This window comes from Paraburkholderia sp., from assembly GCF_035948235.1.
Taxonomy (GTDB): Bacteria; Pseudomonadota; Gammaproteobacteria; order Burkholderiales; family Burkholderiaceae; genus Paraburkholderia.
This window is the reverse complement of sequence record NZ_DASZJJ010000089.1, coordinates 24,870-44,307: the sequence shown is the minus strand read 5'-3', so window position 1 is coordinate 44,307 and position 19,438 is coordinate 24,870. Positions and strand designations below refer to the sequence as shown.

At 62.4% G+C, this 19,438-nt stretch carries 18 protein-coding genes; 14 read left to right on the top strand and 4 right to left on the bottom strand.

Annotated features, from left to right (window positions below; translation table 11 throughout):
• Positions 1–3 precede the first annotated feature (3 nt).
• The 3 genes from VG320_RS07460 to VG320_RS07450 all read left to right on the top strand — a co-directional run bounded on the left by VG320_RS07460 (position 4) and on the right by VG320_RS07450 (position 3,790).
• On the top strand, positions 4–279 hold the full coding sequence (locus tag VG320_RS07460; protein ID WP_327199488.1) for a hypothetical protein: 276 nt from the start codon (positions 4–6) through the stop codon (positions 277–279).
• 132 nt (positions 280–411) lie between these two features.
• Complete coding sequence (locus VG320_RS07455) at positions 412–2,550, top strand: phosphocholine-specific phospholipase C (RefSeq protein ID WP_327199487.1); 2,139 nt, start codon at positions 412–414, stop codon at positions 2,548–2,550.
• Between the two features lie 67 nt (positions 2,551–2,617).
• Positions 2,618–3,790: a porin gene (locus VG320_RS07450; RefSeq protein WP_327199486.1), complete on the top strand. Its 1,173-nt coding sequence runs from the start codon at positions 2,618–2,620 to the stop codon at positions 3,788–3,790.
• A gap of 59 nt (positions 3,791–3,849) precedes the next feature.
• On the opposite strand, the gene VG320_RS07445 is transcribed toward VG320_RS07450, so the two are convergent.
• Positions 3,850–4,458 carry an ATP-binding protein gene (locus VG320_RS07445; RefSeq protein ID WP_327199485.1) on the bottom strand — a complete coding sequence of 203 codons (609 nt, stop codon included), beginning with the start codon at positions 4,456–4,458 and terminating at the stop codon, positions 3,850–3,852.
• A 132-nt stretch (positions 4,459–4,590) separates the two neighbouring features.
• Positions 4,591–5,499, bottom strand: coding sequence for a LysR family transcriptional regulator (locus tag VG320_RS07440; RefSeq protein ID WP_327199484.1), 909 nt, complete (start codon positions 5,497–5,499; stop codon positions 4,591–4,593).
• Between the two features lie 101 nt (positions 5,500–5,600).
• Here VG320_RS07440 and VG320_RS07435 point away from each other — a divergent pair, with 101 nt between their 5' ends.
• The 7 genes from VG320_RS07435 (at position 5,601) to VG320_RS07405 (ending at position 11,486) form a co-directional block, all read left to right on the top strand.
• Positions 5,601–6,773: an amidohydrolase gene (locus VG320_RS07435; RefSeq protein ID WP_327199483.1), complete on the top strand. Its 1,173-nt coding sequence runs from the start codon at positions 5,601–5,603 to the stop codon at positions 6,771–6,773.
• Between the two features lie 29 nt (positions 6,774–6,802).
• The gene (locus VG320_RS07430) at positions 6,803–7,597 is read left to right on the top strand and encodes an ABC transporter substrate-binding protein (protein WP_327199482.1); all 795 of its coding nucleotides are present in this window, start codon (positions 6,803–6,805) and stop codon (positions 7,595–7,597) included.
• Positions 7,598–7,659: 62 nt separating this feature from the next.
• Positions 7,660–8,811 (top strand): porin, encoded by a 1,152-nt coding sequence (locus VG320_RS07425; RefSeq protein WP_414695992.1) that lies wholly within the window; start codon positions 7,660–7,662, stop codon positions 8,809–8,811.
• A gap of 137 nt (positions 8,812–8,948) precedes the next feature.
• A complete protein-coding gene (locus VG320_RS07420) occupies positions 8,949–9,260 on the top strand; it encodes a DUF2282 domain-containing protein (RefSeq protein ID WP_327199481.1) in 312 nt (103 codons plus the stop codon).
• Positions 9,261–9,302: 42 nt separating this feature from the next.
• On the top strand, positions 9,303–10,211 hold the full coding sequence (locus tag VG320_RS07415; protein WP_327199480.1) for a DUF692 domain-containing protein: 909 nt from the start codon (positions 9,303–9,305) through the stop codon (positions 10,209–10,211).
• Complete coding sequence (locus VG320_RS07410; protein WP_327199479.1) at positions 10,201–10,980, top strand: DNA-binding domain-containing protein; 780 nt, start codon at positions 10,201–10,203, stop codon at positions 10,978–10,980. Before VG320_RS07415 ends, VG320_RS07410 begins: the two co-directional genes overlap by 11 nt.
• Positions 10,980–11,486: a DoxX family protein gene (locus VG320_RS07405; protein WP_327199512.1), complete on the top strand. Its 507-nt coding sequence runs from the start codon at positions 10,980–10,982 to the stop codon at positions 11,484–11,486. Before VG320_RS07410 ends, VG320_RS07405 begins: the two co-directional genes overlap by 1 nt.
• On the opposite strand, the gene VG320_RS07400 is transcribed toward VG320_RS07405, so the two are convergent.
• Complete coding sequence (locus tag VG320_RS07400) at positions 11,483–12,670, bottom strand: MFS transporter (RefSeq protein ID WP_327199478.1); 1,188 nt, start codon at positions 12,668–12,670, stop codon at positions 11,483–11,485. The two genes, VG320_RS07405 and VG320_RS07400, sit on opposite strands and share 4 nt — an antisense overlap.
• A 36-nt stretch (positions 12,671–12,706) precedes the next feature.
• Positions 12,707–14,464 carry an amidohydrolase gene (locus tag VG320_RS07395; protein ID WP_327199477.1) on the bottom strand — a complete coding sequence of 586 codons (1,758 nt, stop codon included), beginning with the start codon at positions 14,462–14,464 and terminating at the stop codon, positions 12,707–12,709.
• Between the two features lie 164 nt (positions 14,465–14,628).
• Between VG320_RS07395 and VG320_RS07390 the strand changes: the two genes are divergently transcribed.
• The 4 genes from VG320_RS07390 to VG320_RS07375 all read left to right on the top strand — a co-directional run bounded on the left by VG320_RS07390 (position 14,629) and on the right by VG320_RS07375 (position 19,397).
• Positions 14,629–15,456, top strand: coding sequence for a helix-turn-helix transcriptional regulator (locus VG320_RS07390; protein ID WP_327199511.1), 828 nt, complete (start codon positions 14,629–14,631; stop codon positions 15,454–15,456).
• 99 nt (positions 15,457–15,555) lie between these two features.
• Positions 15,556–15,831, top strand: coding sequence for a formaldehyde-responsive transcriptional repressor FrmR (frmR, locus tag VG320_RS07385; protein ID WP_327199476.1), 276 nt, complete (start codon positions 15,556–15,558; stop codon positions 15,829–15,831).
• 91 nt (positions 15,832–15,922) lie between these two features.
• Positions 15,923–17,032: an S-(hydroxymethyl)glutathione dehydrogenase/class III alcohol dehydrogenase gene (locus VG320_RS07380; protein WP_327199475.1), complete on the top strand. Its 1,110-nt coding sequence runs from the start codon at positions 15,923–15,925 to the stop codon at positions 17,030–17,032.
• Positions 17,033–17,576: 544 nt separating this feature from the next.
• Positions 17,577–19,397 (top strand): S10 family serine carboxypeptidase-like protein, encoded by a 1,821-nt coding sequence (locus tag VG320_RS07375; protein WP_327199474.1) that lies wholly within the window; start codon positions 17,577–17,579, stop codon positions 19,395–19,397.
• Positions 19,398–19,438 lie beyond the last annotated feature (41 nt).

The following is a 19,438-nucleotide window of genomic DNA, read 5'->3' as shown; positions in this document are numbered from 1 at the left end:
ACGATGAATATTGTCTTTCGGAATCCGAAATATCGCTTTGGCGCAGGAGCTTTTGTTGCTGTGGTGCTTGGCGCCTCTCTCGCGGCTTGCGGCGACGGCGCGAACAACAACGGCGCCTCGGGCGGCGCGGCAGCCACGGGCAACACGGCCGCCGCCGGAGCGGGCGGCGCAAGCGCACCTGTGGCCATCGTGGCCGCGCCCGCTTCGGGCGGTTGTGCGGCATCGGGCGCCAGCGCCGCCCAGCCCTTGCTCAACACCCAACTGGACTGCGCGCCCTGATTGAAGCGGGCCGCGCAAATAGCGCGCGGCTCGCTTCTATAAGGCCTACCTGAATACATCGTTACGCGCGCGTGCCGGTTCGCCGGTTGCGCCTGCCTAAACACGCGTGCATACACAAAAACACTGCCCAACATGACTTCAATGAATCGCCGTCACTTCCTGCGCGCCGCCGCGGCCGGCGCGTCGCTCAGTCTGTTTCCGCCTGCGATCCGGCGTGCGCTCGCGATTCCCGCGAACAACACGACCGGCACGATCAACGACGTCCAGCACGTCGTGATCTTCATGCAGGAGAACCGCTCGTTCGACCATTACTTCGGCACGCTGCCAGGCGTGCGCGGCTTCGCCGACCGCTTCACGATCCCGCAGCCAGGCGGCACGAACGTCTGGCAGCAGAGCGACGGCAGCCGCACCGTGCTGCCCTTCCATCTGGACAGCACCAAGGGCAACGCACTGCTCGCGGGCGGCGCGCATTCGTGGACCGACGCGCACAGCGCCTGGGACAACGGCCGCATGACGCAATGGCCGAAGTCGAAGGGCGACGTATCGATGGGCTATCTGCAATCTGCCGACCTGCCGTTTCACTTCGCGATGGCCAACGCCTTCACGATCTGCGACGCGTACCACTGCTCGCTGCACGGCGGCACCAACTCCAACCGCATCTTCATGTGGACCGGCACGAATGGCCCGACCGGCTCGAATTACGCGGTGGTGAACAACAACGGCTGGGACGGCCTGAGCGCATCGGCAACTGGCCTTACGTGGACCACCTACGCCGAGCGTCTGCAAGGCGCGGGCGTGAGCTGGAAGGTCTACGAGAACCAGCCCGACAACTACACCGACAACCCGCTCGCCGGCTTCGCGAGCTTTCGCAAGGTCAACGAGACCGTGCCCGGCTCGCCGAACGCGCCCTATACGGCCGCAATGGAGGCGCTCTCGCCGCTTTACAAGGGCATCGGCAACACCATGCCCGACGGCGGCTTTCTGCAGGCATTGCGCGACGATATCGCCGCCGGCCAACTGCCGCAGGTGAGCTGGATCGTCTCGCCGCAGGCGTATTGCGAACACCCCGGTGTATCGACGCCAGGCCAGGGCGCGTATTACCTGCAATTGCTGCTCGACGCACTGACTGCAAACCCGGACGTCTGGAGCAAGACAGTGCTCATCGTCAACTACGACGAGAACGACTGCTTCTTCGATCACATGCCGCCGCCCGACGTGCCCTCGCCCAACGGCGACGGCACCTATGCGGGCAAATCCACGGTCACCACGCAGTACGAGTATTTCACTGTGCCAAACCCGCCCGGCGATTCCTCGCCGCTCAAACCCGACGGGCTGCCCTATGGCCCGGGCCCGCGTGTGCCGATGTTCGTGGTGTCGCCGTGGAGCACGGGCGGCTTTGTGAACTCGCAGGTATTCGACCATACCTCGGTGCTGCGCTTTCTCGAAGCGCGCTTCGGCGTGTACGAGCCGAACATCAGCCCGTGGCGGCGGACCGTGTTCGGCGACCTGACTTCGTGCTTCAACTTCGCGACGCCGAACGACGCCACGCCTGCCGCAATCGCCGCGCCCACCAAGGCCGCCGCCGATGCGCAAAGCGCCCAGCAAAGCGCGCTGGGCGCGGTGCCCGTGCCGTCGGTCGCCACCCAGACGATGCCGCAACAGGCGCTGGCGCTGCGCCCCTCGCGTGCGCTGCCCTATCACCTGCACACGAGTGCGAACGTCGATACGCAAAACGGCGCCGTGTGGCTCGTGTTCAGCAATACCGGCAGCGCGGGTGCGGTGTTCCACGTCTACGACCAGTTGCATCTGGACCGCGCGCCGCGCCGCTACACCGTGGAAGCGGGCAAGGAACTCTCAGATATCTGGACACCCGCCTCGACGGACAGCGGCGCGTACAGCCTCTGGGTGCTCGGCCCCAACGGTTTCCATCGCGCGTTCACCGGCAATATCGTTGCATCCGCAACTGGTCCGAAACCGGAAGTGCGCGTGTGCTACGACGAGACCAACAACGCCGTCTATCTAACCATCATGAATACCGGCACCTCGACCACGAGCGTCACGGTCACGAGCAATGCCTATCGCGCCGACGGCCCCTGGACCTATAGCGTCCCAGCCGGTATGCAGGTCGAACCGTACTGGTCGCTCACCGCCTCGAACGGCTGGTACGACTTCACGCTAGCCGCAGAAAACGGCGTGACGCGCCGCTTCGCGGGCCGCGTGGAAACGGGCAAGGACAGCGTCAGCGATCCAGCCATGGGCGCGGCGAGCTGAACAGCGCAACACCTCACAAAAAAGACCACTTTCTTCATTCAACCACCGTCACACGACCACACAACAGATGAACACGCTTCGACTTTCCGTGCTTTCCCTCGCCTTGCTGGGCGCGAGTTCCGCCGCCTTCGCCGCGGACAGCGTCACGCTCTACGGCGTGATCGACACGTCGATCCAGTACGTGAGCCACGCCAACTCGCAAGGCGATCATCGCTGGGGCATGGCCGACAGCAACCTGTCGGGCAGCCGCTGGGGCCTCAAGGGCGCCGAAGATCTGGGCGGCGGCCTCAAGGCGATTTTCCAGCTTGAAAACGGCTTCAATCCGAATAGCGGCGGCTTCCATCAAGGCGGCCGCATGTTTGGCCGCCAGGCGTTTGTCGGCCTGTCTGGCGATCAGTGGGGCACCGTGACGCTCGGTCGTCAGTACGACCCGCTCGTCGACATGATCCAGCCGCTCACCGCCGATAACGACTTCAGCAGCATGTTCTCCACGCCAGGCGACGTCGATAACAACGACAACAGCTCGCGCACCAATAACGCCGTGAAGTATGTGTCGCCGGTTATTTCCGGCTTCCAGTTCGAAGGTCTCTACGCACTGGGCGGCGTTGCGGGGCAGACCGGCTCGGGCCAGACGTGGTCGGGCGCGGCCACGTATTCGATCGGCCAGTTCAGCGCGGCGGCGGGCTACTTCTACGCTGCCAATGCCGCGTCGAGCGTCAAGCGCACCGGCTGGAGCGGCACCTCGGACGGCACCTTCGATGGCAATTTCGATCCCAACACGCCGCTGAATAACGGCTATATCACGGCGAAGTCGATCGGCATTGCGTCGGTGGCGGTGCAGTATGTGATGGGACCGGTGAAGATGAACCTGCGTTATAGCAACGCGCAGTATCGTCCGGACGCGCAATCGGCATTCGGCAGCACGGAACGCTATAACGTAGGCGGTGCGTATGTCGGCTATCAGGCGACGCCGGCGCTGCTGCTCGGTCTTGGCTATATCTACACGAAAGCCGATGGCAATACGTCCGCGACCTATCACCAGGTGTCCGCAGGCGCGGATTATTCGCTGTCCAGGCGCACGGATGTGTATCTGATGGGCGCGTGGCAGCACGCGAGCGGCACGCAGGGCAACGGCAAGGGCGGCACCGCGCCTGCCGAAGCCTCGATCGGCTCGTACGGTTATTCGTCGAACGATACGGTACAGGCGATTGCGACCGTGGGCATTCGCCACAAGTTCTGATCGCTAAGCTGCAATCCGGGTTGAAGGGCCGCGCATCGGCGATGCGCGGCTTTTTTTATTTACCGATCGCTGCGGATATTTCCCGCCTCGTCGTACACGACGATCTTCAATCCTTCGCCAGTTGCAGGCGGCACGAAATAGCCGGTGATCTGATCGAACTGAGCTTCGGATGTCTGGAACGGGTGCTCACCCGATGCATTTCTTGCGCGCAGGCGCGACTTGCAGATCTCGTCGCTCACGTCCAGATAGTGAAGCCGGTGCTCGCAGCCGACGCTGCTGGACAATGAATGTCCCCATGCGCGCGTGCCAGTTGTATTGAATGGGAAATCCAGCACCACGGATAGCCCTGCTGCAAGAAGCGACTGAATGTGTTCCGTGAGAACCGACTTCATGCGTGCCGCGCAGCGCACGTAATCCGCCAACGTTTGAATTTCGCCGGGATAAAGACGTGAAATCCATAGGTCTTCGCAGATCAGAACTGAGCGGCGATTATCGGCCAGTCGTGTGGTCAGCATGGACTTGCCCGATGCAATCTTGCCGCAAACCATATGCAAAACGGTACCGTCACCCCACTCTGCTACTTCTTGCGTTTCACTCATCATTTTCAGGCGCTCCGGAGCGTGCCCAGAAAGCAAAAAACCCGCCTTCTGGGCGGGTTGTGATTGCATATTGTCAACTCAATAGCTATCCCGCCGGCCTGTGTGCGGCGTGAATAATCGAGTTGATAAGGGATCGGTGCATGCTCAACAGAATAATGCAGCCGTTTCAACGACACAAGTCCTATTGAACATTTGCCAATCTCACGTCTGCGTACGCTGCACACACTCGACAAAATATTCCAGCGCCGCAGTCAGAACCAGATCGCGCCGATGCATCAGGCCCAGCGTCAATCGCGGTTCGCAGGCATCGGTCTCCAGCTTCTGCAATACGCCAAGCCTGATCTGTTCATCCAGCAGGAATGCCGGCCACACGCTCACGGTGTCCGCTTCCTGCGCAAGCTGCGCATAGAGCCGTTGCGACGTGCAGACATTGACGTGCGCAGGCATCGGCAGCACCCGCTCGCCGCCCAGTTCTCGCCAGTATGCCGGCAGGCTTTCGCGCGTGTGGTTGTATAGCCAGCGCACGCGGCTCAGCTTTTCCAGCCGCGTCTCCTTCGCGAGCGGATCGCCCGCTCGCACGGCCAGCACCTGCGCGGTCTCGCTGAGCGCGAGCACGCGATATTCCGCCGTCACATCGCTGCTGGCCACAAATGCCACGCAGACGTCGAACGAACCGTCGCGCAAACCGTCGATGATCTGCGTCGGCAGGCATTCATAAACGTTGAGCCGCACATCGGGCAAGCGGGCCCGAAACGCCCGCAGCGCCTCGGGCATCGCAAACGACGACGCCAGTAGCGACACGCCGATCGACAAGGTACGTTGCGCGCCCGAGCGCATTTCCTCCAGCTCGCGTTCCGCGCTGGCGATTTCCGCCACGACGGCGCGGGCGCGCCGCAGCAGCGTTTCGCCGTAGCGCGTGAGGCGCACGCCCGCGCCGCTGCGCTCCAGCAGTTGCACGCCCAGCCGCGCCTCCAGTTCCTTGATGCTCTTCGTGACCGCGGGCTGGGACACGTTCAGCGCGTGGGCCGCCGCCATGAGCGTGCCGTGCTCGGCGATGGCCACCAGCATCTGCAACTGCGTCGTCTTGAGCGTGCCGCGTTCCATAAGCATTCGCTATATGCATGAGAAATTGGAAATTGGCGCCAGACGCGCCGCCCCTAGTATGCGTTCTCCGGCACAACCGAAGGCCGGAAGTATACAAGGAGGCGACAGTGGCACCAGAAGCAAGCTTGGCCCCGGACACGCTCGATATCGACATCGACGAACTGGTCGCGTTGCGGCGCGATATTCACGCCAACCCGGAGGTGGCGTTCGACGAGCATCGCACGAGCGAACTCGTCGCCGCGAAGCTGCGCGCGTGGGACATCGAAACTCATACCGGCATCGGCGGCACCGGCGTGGTGGGCGTCGTGCATGGGCAGCGCGGTAACGGCCGCGTGATCGCCCTGCGCGCCGACATGGACGCCCTGCCGATGGAAGAAGAAGGCCGCCCGCTGCACCGTTCGCAGCGCCTGGGCGTGTTTCATGGCTGCGGCCACGACGGCCATACGGCGATGCTGCTGGGCGCGGCGCGTCATTTCAGCCGCCACCGCGATTTCGCGGGCACCGTGGTGCTGGTGTTCCAGCCCGCCGAGGAAACCGGCGGCGGCGCCAACGCCATGCTGGCCGACGGCCTGGAAACGCGCTTTGGGTATGAGGAAATCTTCGCGCTGCACAACGCCCCGCATTTCCCGCCCGGTTCGTTCGGCGTGCTCGACGGCGCTATGCTGGCCTCGTGCGATGAAGTGGTGATCCGCATTGACGGCGTCGGCGGTCACGGTTCCGCACCGGAAAAGACACGCGACCCCGTGATGGCCGCCGCTCAGTTGATCTGCGCCCTGCAGACCGTGGTCAGCCGCTCGATCGAGCCGAGCGCGACCGCCGTGCTAAGCATGGGCAGCGTGCACGCGGGCAGCGCGCCGAACGTGATCCCTTCGCACGCCGAATTGACCGGCACGCTGCGCGCCTTCGACGAGAACGTGCGCGCGCTTGCCAGGTCTCGCATCGTCGAAATCTGCAAGGGTATTGCGACGCTCAGCACCTGCTCGATCAACGTCGAGTTTCGCAACAGCTCGCCCGCGACGATCAACCATCGCGAGCAGGCCGAAGCGGCGGCGCGCGTGGCCACGGATATTTTCGGCGCGGATAACGTGCTACGCGATTTCCCGCCGCTCAACGGCTCCGAAGATTTCTCCGAATTCCTGCTGCGCCGCCCCGGCGCCTACGCGCTGCTTGGGCAAGGCGGCGTCTACTGCCACCACCCCGAGTTCGATTTCAACGATGACGTGCTGCCACTGGGCGTGCGCTTTTTCGTCTCGCTCGCCCACGCACGGCTCGCGCTCTGACCATTCGAACACGCTAAAGGACTTCTTCGATGAAACACTTCAAACCGGTTTCGCGCCGCATCGCCACGGCCCTGCTCTGTGCGGCGACGGCCGCGGTCTGCGCCAACGCAACCGCTGCCACGCTGCGCTTTGGCACCGATCCGAGCTATCCGCCCTACGAATACAAGCTGCCCGACGGCAAACTCGCGGGCCTCGATATCGACATCGGCAATGCGATCTGCGCAGCCGCCAAGGTGACCTGCGTATGGGTTGAAAGCAGTTTCGACGGGCTGATCGCGGGTCTGCAGGCGCGCAAGTTCGACGCAATCAATGCGTCGCTTGCGCCGACCGTCGCACGACGCGCCGTGATGGATTTCACGCAGCCCGTCTATCCCGCCGATATTCGCCTGGTGGCCGCGCGTGGCAGCCATCTCACGCCCGACACGAAGGTGCTGGCAGGCAAGCGCGTGGGTGTATTGCAAGGCTCCACGCAGGCGGCTTTCGCGAAGTCCAACTGGGCGTCGCATGGCGTAACCATTCAGGAGTACCAGGATCAGGACAGCATCTACACAGACCTCGTCAATGGGCGGCTCGATGCGACCGTGGTGCTCGGTTCGGCAGCGCGGCTGGGCTTTCTCTCGAAGCCGCAAGGCGCAAGCTTCGAGCTTGCGGGGCCGCGTATCGACGATCCCTCGATTCTGGGCGCGAGCAGCGTGATCGGCGTGCGCAAGAGCGATGGCCACACGCTTGAAGCGCTCAATGCCGCGCTTACGCGCCTCAAGCAGGACGGCACAATCGACCGGCTGGAAAAGCACTATCTGGGCGACGTGCCAGCCGCGAAGTAATACCGCAGCGCACGGCCCATGCCGTGCGCAACGACGATCGATAACAATATTCGAGACATCCATTGAAAAAGACACAACTGTTCGTGGGCGTGCTCACGGGAATGGCGCTCGCGCCCGCGTGGGCCCAGAGTTCGGTCACCCTGTTCGGGCTGGTCGATGAGGGGATCGACTACACCAGCAACGTGCGCGGCCACGCCGTCACGGAGATGCTGAGCGGCGCCGCTCAGGGCAGCCGCTGGGGACTTAGAGGCACGCAAGCGCTGGGCGGCAAACTGTCCGCGGTGTTCCAGCTTGAAAGCGGCATCGACGCCAGTTCCGGACGGCTTATGGAAGGTAGCCGCATGTTCGGCCGCCAGGCGTGGGTGGGGATCGCGCACGACGATGTGGGCACGCTCACGTTCGGACGCCAGTACGATTCGCTGGTCGAATATCTCGCGCCGCTCACGGCCAACGGCAACTGGGGCGGCTTCCTGTTCGAGCATCCCTACGACAACGACAACACCGACAACTCATTCCGCCTCGACAACGCCGTGCAGTTCAATAGCGTGAATTTCGGCGGATTGCGCGTGGGCGCCACGTATGCGTTCTCCAATCTGCCCGGCCAGATTTCGACCAACAATGCGCAGAGCTTTGGCGTCAGTTACGCGGTCAACGGGCTGACGTTCGGCGCTGCGTGGCTCAACGTGACGAATCCCGGCGCCAACGCACTGGGCGCGGTGACCAGCGACGATGCGGGTTTCGTGGCCTCACGCCATCGGGTTTATGGCGCGGGCGTCAACTATCAGGTGGACGCGGTCACGCTTGGCTTCGTGTACACGCATACGAATCTCAGCGATCCCACCGCCTATTCGTATATCAGCGGCGCGATTGTGCCGGGCGGTCAGCATGCCTCGTCGCTGACGTTCGATAATTTCGAACTCAACGCGAACTGGGCGATCACCACCGCGCTGATGTTCGGCGCGATGTACGACTATACGCAGGCAAAGCTCGATACATCGGCGGGCTCGTATCGGCCCAAATATCACACGTTTGGCTTGATGCTCGATTACAACCTCACCAAACGCACCGACGTTTACGCAATGGCGAGCTATCAACGCGCGATCAGCGCGAACAGCGGCACCGCGCTGGACCTGGCCTATGCGGGCGGCGCCGACGACAGCTCGTCCACGCAGCAACAGTTCGTCGGCCGGATCGGTCTGCGGCACAAGTTCTGAGCGCATTGTCTTGTGGGGGTGCGCCAGGAGGCCCCCCAAAAAAGTTTTTTCTTCGCTGTAACCGGTGGCGCAGCCTGCGCGAATTAGCTGTTGTATCCACGACGGATACCCTCTACTTCTACCACCGGAGAACACTCATGTCCGCAAAGCTCAACGTCAATGCCGCGCTGCTCGCTGGCGCCGTCGCAAGCCTGCTCGCTTCGACCGTTCACGCCGCGCCGCTCACCCAGGCCGAAGCCAGCGCCGCCATGGCCGCGCATAAGGAAAAGTGCTACGGCGTCGCGCTCAAGGGGCAAAACGACTGCGCAGCCGGTCCTGGCACGACCTGCCAGGGCACCTCGGCGATGGACTTCCAGGGCAATTCGTGGAAGTTCGTTCAGGGTGGCACCTGCACGAGCATCCAGGTGCCGGGCGGCGGCCACGGCTCGCTCACGCCGATGAAGTCCTGATCGCTCGCGTTCTTCCATCACCCAGCGAGGAGCGTGACGGCCATGAACGATTTCATCCGATCAATGGCGAGGCCAACGCCTGGCCGTCCCGCTCGCGCCGCGCTGGTGGGCACGAGTTTCAAGCACGAACATCTGGGCGCGATTATCGAAGAGGGCTTGCCAGACGGCTTTTTCGAAGTCCACGCCGAAAACTATATGGGTGCAGGCGGGCCGCCCCACCGCGCGCTTGCCGCGATTCGCGAGCGCCATCCGGTTTCGCTGCATGGCGTGTGCATGTCGATTGGCGGGCCGGACGCACTGGATTTAACGCATCTCGCGCGCTTTCGTGATCTGGTGGCGCGCTACGAACCCGCCTTTGTTTCGGAACATCTCGCGTGGTCCTCGCACGGCGGCACGTTCTTCAACGACCTGTTGCCTCTGCCCTATCACCGCGAAACGCTTGATCGCGTGTGCGCGCACATCGACCAGATGCAAAGCGCGATCGGCCGTCCGATCCTGCTGGAAAATCCTTCGACGTATGTGATGTTTGCCTCATCGACCCTGAGCGAAACCGATTTTCTGCGCGCGGTCGCGCAAAAGACGGGATGCGGCTTGTTGCTCGATGTGAACAACGTCTTTGTTTCGGCGATTAATCATGGCTATTCGGCGCACGAATACCTGAGCGCATTTCCGCTCGAATACGTCGGCGAAATTCATCTGGCCGGTCACAGCGAACAACTCGACGACGAGCATCAACCGCTACTGATCGACAGTCACGATAGCCCCGTGGCCGACGTGGTGTGGGATCTCTACGCTCAGGTCATCTCCCGCATCGGCGCCGTGCCGACCTTGATCGAATGGGACAGCGATCTGCCCGCATGGCCCGTGCTGCGAGCACAGGCCGAAGCGGCCCGGCAGATCATGACGCAGCGTATCCCGACGTATAACGAAGGCCTCTGCCATGAAGCCTGAACAGCAGGCCTACGCGACGGGCTTCGCGCAAGGATTAACCGATCCTGCCTATATCGCCCCCGCCGACGTGATCGCACCGCGTGGCAAGGGCGTCGTCAATCGCTACAACGTTTATCGCAACAACGTGACGGTCAGCTTGATCGATGCGCTCGCCGCAATCTATCCGGCGGTGCAGCGGATCACGGGCATCGAATTCTTTCGCGCGATGGCGCGTTTTCATGTGCGTGCGACGCCGCCGCGTTCGCCGCTGCTTTTTGAGTACGGCACCGGTTTTCCAGCCTTTATCGAATCGTACGAATACGCGCGCGAGATGCCATGGCTCGCCGATACAGCCAGAATCGAACGCGCCTGGCTCGATGCGTATCACGCGGCAGATGCCGCACCGTTGGCCGCGCAGGCGTTCGCTGCAGTCGAAACCGGATCGCTCGCGCAACTGCGCTTCGTCGCTCATCCGGCCACACGGATCGTGCGCTCGCGCTATCCGGCTGTTTCGATTTTCGCCATGAACCGCAAGGCTGGCCCGGTTGAAGCGCTGCACGCAAGCGACGCGCAGGACGCGCTCGTCACGCGTCCCGACCAGGACGTAATCGTCTCGCAACTGCCCGCTGGTGGCGCGGCGTTCCTGCTTGCGCTCATGGAAGGCTCGACCTTGGGCGCTGCCGTTGAAGCGGCGATGTGCGATGACGAATCATTCGATATCCAAATCAATTTGCAGGCGATGATTGCCGCCGGCGTGTTCACTGCCATCCGTTCTGGAGCACCATCATGATGTCGACCCAGGAAAACCTCAAACCGTCCGCCCCGGTCTTGCTGACTAACGCCATCGTGCGGGCGCGCCGCGCGATCGAAACACTGGCGCAGCCGTGGCTCGTGCAACTCGTGCTGCGTCTGGCGCTTGCCGTGCCATTCTGGCGCTCGGGCATCCTCAAATGGCATGGCTTCCTGCAACTCAACGACACGGCAATCACGCTATTTACCGACGAATTCCAGCTCCATCTGCCAGGCGGTCCTTATCCCTTCCCCGCCCCCGCCGTTTTTGCGTTTCTTTCCGCTTGCGGCGAGGTGGGATTTCCCGTCCTGCTGGTGCTCGGCTTCGGCACGCGTTTCGCCGCTGCAGGTCTGTTCCTGATGACCTGCATCATCGAATTAACGGTGCCGGACGGCTGGCCGATTCACATCACGTGGGCTGCAATGGCACTGGGCATCGCCGCGTGGGGGCCGGGCCGCATCTCGATCGACTGGCTGCTGGGCGACCGCGCGAGCCGTTCGACCTAACTCTGGCTCGCGCGCGATAGCGGTTCCTGCGCCGCCTCGCGTGCCCGCCCGAGGCTCACATACAGCAGCAGGGACATGCAGCAGAACACACACGCCAGACCGACGGCGGCGCGCGCGTCGAGCAGTTCGATCAACTCGCCCCCCGCCGCCGAACCGATGCCAAAGCCCAGCGACAGCACGCCCGGCGACAGCGTCGCGTAGCGCCCGATGGGATCGACGCGCGGCATGGTTGCGAAGATCAGCGTTGCGGCGCCCGTCCACGCCACGATAAAGACGATGGCGGCGATGGAGAAACGATCGGGCGTTTGCGGCATGGTGAGCGCCGCGGCCGAAACCACGCAGGCGCCAATATTGACGATCGCCCAGCGCCGCAGGCCGTTGCCGCGTCCGAGGCGTGGCATCACCACGCACGCGGCCAGGCTCACGAGATTGGCGTACACCAGCGTCGTGGCGACGCGCGCATCGCTCAAGCCCGCGCGCATGCCCATCTGTTCGAGGAACGTCCACAGCACGCCCACGCCAAAATACAGCGCGAAGATACACCCCAGCAGCAGCACGACACCACGAAGATCGACCTGCGCGCCCTCGCCCGCCTGGGCGCTAACGAATGCCTCCCCACGCCTGAACAGCGTGATGGCGGGAAGGAACGCCAGCGCCAGCACGCCGATACACACATAGGTGCCCGACGCCTGCGCGATTGCGCCCACGACCGGCAGCACATAGCCCAGCAACGCCATGCTCCACAACACCTGCAGCAGCACCAGCAGGCCGATATTGCGCTCCGCCGCCTTCGTATAGGACAGGCAACTCATGGCGATGCCGCTCAGCGCGCCCGCGCCAATACCGGCCACGGCGCGCGCCACGATAAAAAGCGGCAACGTATGCGCGTAAGGCGTGATGAAATTCGCAAGCGCCGTGAGCGCAATCGTGCCCGCGAGCGTCACGCGCAAAGGTCGGCGCGCGAGCACGGTCGCCATCAGCAGCGTGCCCGCCGCCATGCCGAACACCTCGCCCAGCACGGCGATCCCCAGATCCGCCGCACCAAAACCCCATTGCTGCGCGATCTGGCCGACGATCACCGGCAGTCCCCAGAACACTGTCGGCGCGACGGTGCCAAGCGCCAGCATCGCCATCAGGAAGAGCGGGCCGTCGTGCGTGGCGGCCTCAGACGAAGGTTGATTCACAGTTCGGTCTCCGAATCAGGATGGCGATGTTGGGGGTTAAGCGCAGGCCGTGGCGCTGGCGTTTTCGTTATGCAGTTGTTCGAGCAGCGCGCCCTGTGCGTACGTCACAGCGCCATTCATCATCGTTACGCCAATATTGACGCGGCCGATATCGTGCTTCTTCACTTCGAAGAGATTGTCTTCAAGCACGATCAGATCCGCGCGCTTGCCGACCGTCAGCGAACCGATTTCGTGCTCCATGCGCAGTTGATAGGCGCCGTTGATCGTGTATGCGGCGATCAGTTGCGGCACGCTCAAGCGCTCGTTGATATCGGGAAACACGGGCGCGTCGGGTTCGCCGGCAAGCTGGCGCGTGTGTCCCGACTCGATGTGCTCGACGGGCCGATGCTGGCAGCGGCACTGGCACGCCAGTCCATCCATGCCGATCGACACCGTCACGCCTTCTTCAATGAAGGTGCGGAACTTGTACATATTGCTCCAGCGCTCCGTGCCGTAGTGCTCGCGAATCAGCTCGGTATAGACGTCCACCACGCCCCATTGCAATTGCGTATTCGCCATCACGCCAAGACGGCGAAAACGCGGGATATCGTCGGGATGCGTGAGGAACGCATGCGTGATGACGTGGCGGCGCTCGCGCGGCGGGTTGGTGGCGTTGACCAGTTCGAAGCCGTCCAGCGCCGTACGCACCGCGGCGTCGCCGACACAATGCACCATGACGTCGATCTGCTCTTTATCCGCCTGCAGCAGATATTGCTTGAACTGGTCGATGGGCATGGTCGGCTCGCCGCAGGTGTGCGGGCGGTCCGCATAAGGCGCGAGCAGATAAGCCGTGTGATTGGCCTCCGTGCCGTCCAGAAAGAGCTTCAGCGCCTGCGCCTTGACGAGCGGCGACTGATACTTCGCGCGATATTCGACCAGCGTGCCTACAGGATCTTCCACGGGACCCAGCGCCGCGTAGCTGCCCACCACGCGCAGCTTGAGATTGTTCGCGCGCTCCATGGTCTGCAGCGTTTCATAGAGCAGCGTCTGGTCGCCGCTCGGGTCCAGAAAGCCCGCGTCGAAAACCGTGGTGATGCCCGCCGCCACCAGCTTTTCCTGCCACACGCCGATCGACTGCAGATACAGATCGATCCCCGTGGGCAGATAACCCGCATCGCTGATCCTGCGCATCAGCAGCGAATAGGCCGCGCCATCGACGACGAGGCCCGTCGGCTCGCCCGTGACCGGATCTTTCTCGAACCAGCTCGAACCCTCTTCGACAGGCGGCGTCGCAGCGTCGATGCCGCCGATCTCCAGCGCCTTCGAGTTCACCCACATGGTATGGAAATCGGTCGACAGCAGGCAGACCGGTTTATCCGCGCAAATCGCGTCGAGCGTTTCCTTGCGCAGCAGTTCCGGCGGAATCGTGGCCTGAATCCACCCCATGCCTGTGATACTTTTTTCGTCTGGATGCGCCGCAACGTACTCGGCCAGCGCGGCCAGCACCTTTTGCGGATCTTCGTAATTCACAAACGCCTGGAACGCGAAGGCCGTGGTCGAAAAATGCCAGTGCGATTCGACAAAGCCCGGCAGCATCAAGCGGCCGCCCGCATCCACGACTTTTGTGTTCTCGCCGATATATCGCGTGATTCCCCCCTCATCGCCAACATAGACGATGCGGTCGCCACGCACGGCGACGGCGTCGGCCCACGGCTTGTGCGGGTCCACCGTATAGACCTTCGCGTTGCGAAATACGGTGTCCGCGTGCGCGGCGGCTTCGCTGCCCGAGGTGAGGTTGTGAGTCTGTGTCGCCATCTGTCGCTCCTTTGAATCGTGGTTCCCAATCGATGTGGCGCGAATGTATCCAGCCGCAAAAGGCTGGTCTGCCCTGCTTTGGGGGGACAGGCGTTGCCCTGGCAGACAGCGCAATATTGGTCGGCTAGCATCGCGTCTATCCCCGACGAGCAACCGTGACACTGATGGCACTCAACGCTTCGGCATCCGCGCATGCGCGCGACGATTTCACCTCGCTATCTATTTCTCCGCGAGCGCTGGGCGATCTGGTGGGCCATGTGGGCACACCGGATTTCGTGCGTTCACTGGGGGCTTTCGTTACCGGCGACGTTCAGGCCGACGCCATCCACCTCGAACGCGTGCGCCCCGATACGCGTAATCCCTCGGGCTACACGACGGAATGGATCGGCAGCAGCGGCGACCAATACGGCTTGATCTGCGAAATCATGGATCGTTATTACTCGGCTTATTGCGACCGCGATCCGCTGTTCATGTCGATTCGCGGCGCGACCGGCACGCTGCTGATTCAGCGCGACGTCGGCGCGCTCACTGACGATGGCTTCGTGAGAGAGATATTCACGCCCGCGCGCATTGCCCAGGAGTGCGTGATTTCGCATGGCACGCGCAACGAGCGTTATTCGCTGGGCCTCGCCCGCTGCGAGGGCCGCGCCGCCTTCACCCTGCGCGAACTGGCGGTGCTGCGGCAAATGAGCGAATTCCTGTTCCCGTTGTGCGAGATGCATGCGAGAACGGCGTCAGCGCGCCGCATCAGCACGCCACGGCGCGAAGGCACGCCCGTATCGCGATTCGAGGAGCGCATCGCGCGCGAGGAAATCCGTCTTTCCCGCCGCGAAGGCGAAATTTGCCGCTGCATGCTAAGCGGTAAAACCATTCCTGAAAGCGCGCAGATGCTGGAATTGAAGCTCTCGACCGCCGAATCCTATGTCAAGCGCGCGTTCGCCAAGCTCAAGGTCCGCACCAAGTGGGAACTGCTTCAGTGGGCCCATTCGTAAGACTGAGGACGCCTTCCCTGTCGCTGGATTTGCCCGCCAGCCTATACTCCCCCGCAGTACTGTGGCATACTCCCGTCCAGTATCTGACCGGGAGCCATCATGCCCCACACCGTCGAAGAAAAAAAGCGCGTTCTGGCCCGCGTTCGCCGCGTACGCGGCCAGCTTGACGCGCTTGAGCGCGCGCTTGAGGAAGGCGCGGAATGCGGGCCGATTCTCCAGCAGATTGCCGCCATGCGCGGCGCCATCAACGGCTTGATGGCCGGCGTGCTGGAAAGCCATCTGCGCGAGGAGTTTTCAAGCCTCGCGCCCGCCGACGACACCTCGAAAAAATCCATTGACGAAGTCGTTTCGCTCGTGCGTTCCTATCTTCGCTGAGGCTTCGCGGTTAGTCGTTCGAAGCTTGATTGACTCGCGCCGGTAGCCGCGCGTGCGGGCCGGACCCTTTGTTCTTCTCACCAGGATTGCTATGAAATCACGTGCAGCCGTTGCATTCGGGCCGGGCAAGCCCCTCGAAATCGTCGAGATCGACGTCGAACCGCCGCGCAAGGGCGAGGTGCTGGTGAAGATCACGCACACCGGCGTGTGCCACACCGACGCCTTCACGCTTTCCGGCGACGATCCCGAAGGCCTCTTCCCCGCCGTGCTGGGCCATGAAGGCGCCGGCATCGTCGTCGAAGTGGGCGAAGGCGTAACGAGCGTGAAGCCCGGCGATCATGTGATCCCGCTCTACACCGCCGAATGCGGCGAATGTCTCTTCTGCAAGAGCGGCAAAACCAATCTCTGCGTGGCCGTGCGCGCCACCCAGGGCAAGGGCGTAATGCCCGACGGCACCACGCGTTTCAGCTACAACGGTCAGCCCGTCTATCACTACATGGGCTGCTCGACGTTTAGCGAATACACCGTCGTCGCAGAAGTGTCGCTCGCGAAGATCAGCCCCGACGCCAACCCCGAACAGGTCTGCCTGCTCGGCTGCGGCGTGACCACAGGTCTGGGCGCGGTGAAGAACACCGCCAAGGTTCAGGAAGGCGATACCGTGGCCGTGTTCGGTCTTGGCGGCATTGGCCTCGCCGTGATCCAGGGCGCGAAGCTCGCCAAGGCGGGCCGCATCATTGCCGTCGACACCAACCCGGGCAAGTTCGAACTTGCACAGGCTTTTGGCGCGACCGACTGCGTGAACCCGAAGGATCACGAAAAGCCCATCCAGCAAGTGATCGTCGAGATGACGGGCTGGGGCGTGGATCACAGCTTCGAGTGCATCGGCAATGTTAACGTCATGCGTGCCGCGCTCGAATGCGCGCATCGCGGCTGGGGCCAGTCGGTGGTGATCGGCGTGGCGGGTGCGGGCCAGGAAATCTCCACGCGTCCGTTCCAGCTCGTCACGGGCCGCCGCTGGCTGGGCACGGCGTTTGGCGGCGTCAAGGGCCGCTCGCAACTGCCGGGCATGGTCGAAGACGCAATGAGCGGCAAGATCCAGCTCGCGCCGTTCGTTACGCACACCAAGCCGCTTTCAGAGATCAACGAAGCGTTCGACCTGATGCACGAAGGCAAGTCGATCCGCACCGTGGTTCACTACTAAGGCCTGCACGGAGGCCCGCGCGCGGCACGTCATCGTGCCGCCACCTTTTGCCCGCTGTCGTGCGCGATAGCGGGCAAATGCATTTCTGCTTTGCGATTCTCATTTTCCCGATGTAATTGCATATGCAATTACCGTGACCGAATACGGCTTACGTTTCCCCCGATTTATTTTCCGAAATTTGTTGATTCGCTTTAAATCGCCTTTAAAGGCATCTATTCATCCATGCTGCATAGCGTGTAACAGTGTTTGACAAAGCACTGCAACACACTCTATTTTTCCTCTGCATCTTTTCATTACCAAATCTTTCCACGGGGAATCTCCAGAGGCCGTTCTGGCTTCAGGGGCTTCCCTTTGTCTTTTTAATAGGCATCCTGATTAATTTTCACCGCAACAAATTGTATTAGAAATGTCGGTTATAGAAAGTTAATTGTCAGCCACATTCGCGCCGACGTGGATTCGCTTTGTCTTTTTAAATCGTTGCGATCCGGCGTTCCGGCGAGCGCGGCATTGACGCATGCGGTATTCACCATTCACAGGGACAGATATGAATGCGGACAGCCGTTATAGCAAGCGCCGCGCCCGCTCTTTGGGCCGGCTGGCCGGACCGGGAGCGTTGGTCGCGTCAATCCTGATGCTGGCAGGTTGCGGGGGCGGCGACAGCGGCTCCGGCGCTTCCGCCACCGCGATGAAACAGGTCGCGGCCACGCAGCAGAATGCCTCGCAATCGAATGCCAATTCCAGTACCAATCAACCCTATATCGATCCAATTGCCTATTCGCCCAATGCCAATGACGGTCTGACGGCTTCGCAGGTGGCGGAAAAAGCCGCCGTCATGCATTACCAATGGAAATCCGGGAAAACCACCATCAATTACACGACGACCACCGGGCATTTAACCGCATCGGACGCCAATGGCAATCCCGAGGCCAGCATGTCCTATGTCGCCTACACCGCGCCCTCGGCCAACGGCTCGCCGCGTCCGGTCACTTTCATCTACAACGGCGGTCCAGGTTCGTCGTCGATCTGGCTGCGCCTGGGTTCGTTCGCGCCGACACGTGTGGCCACGCCCGACCCGCTGCTCACGAACTGGCCGAATTTCCCGGTCGTCGATAACGCGGACAGCCTGATCGACACCACCGACATGGTCTTTATCGATCCACCGGGCACGGGTCTTTCGGAAGCGATTCTGCCCAATACCAACCAGAAGTTCTGGGGCTGCGATCCTGATGTCAGCGTGATGCGCGATTTCATCGAACGCTATCTGGCCGTCAACAATCGCGGCAGCTCGCCGATCTATCTCTACGGCGAATCGTATGGCACGCCGCGTACGGACATGCTCGCGCTTTCGCTCGAAACAGCGGGCGTACCGCTCACCGGCATCGTGCTGCAGTCGTCGATCCTCAACTACTACGCCGATGCGATCGAGGCCACCGCCATCACGGATTCGACGGCCGGCCTGCAACTGGACACCGATACGCTCGCGGGCTACTACCCGGGCTATGCGGAAGTCGCCGCGTACTTCAACCTGACCTCGCCGCCGCTGATCGATCAGGGATTGTTTGCGCTGCAATCGGAAATCTTTGCGACGGGCCAGTACAACCACTTCAAGAAGTACGCGCAGACGTGGACGCTGAGTCAGCTAGGCATTCCCGACGCGCTCGGCACGCCGGTGTTCCCGCCCGCGCGCACGCTGGATTCGTGGCGCTGGCCTTCGAGTCTGACCTTGCAGGCGTTGCAGGGCTACTTCAACGTGAATCCCTTCAATAACGCTTTGATTCCGGGCACCACGATCGGACGTTATGACGGGCGCGTTTCGCTGCCGAACTCCGACCCGCGCCTGCAATCGGACGGCGATCCCTCGGACATCCTGATCTCGCAGCCGTTCACGACGGCACTGGCCACGCAGTTGCCGGATTACCTCGGCTATACGGCGCCCAATGCGACGTTCATGCCGCTGAACGACAACATCATCAATGTCTGGGACTTCTCGCACGACGGCCAGCCGCTGCCCGACACCCTGCCCGACCTGCTGGGCGCGATCACGCTCAATCCACAGTTGAAGGTGCTTTCGGAGAACGGCTACCACGACCTGGCGACACCGTTCTTCAACACGGAGAAACAACTTGCGCGACTGCAGACGGTGTCCGGTCTGAATGCGAATCTGCAGGTCAACTTCTTCCCGGGCGGCCACATGATCTATCTGGATGACACCGCGCGCCCGAAGATGAAGAGCGATCTCGTCAAGTATTACGCCGGCCAGCCGATCCCGCTCGCGCTTTCTGTGTGGACGCTGCCCGCGCCGTGGCCCGACGAAAGCCCCGCAGGTTCGCCGACCGCAACCGCCCAGGCCGCGATCGAGCCGTGATTCGCTCCGTGATTCGAACGCTTATGCAGGACTCCAATCTA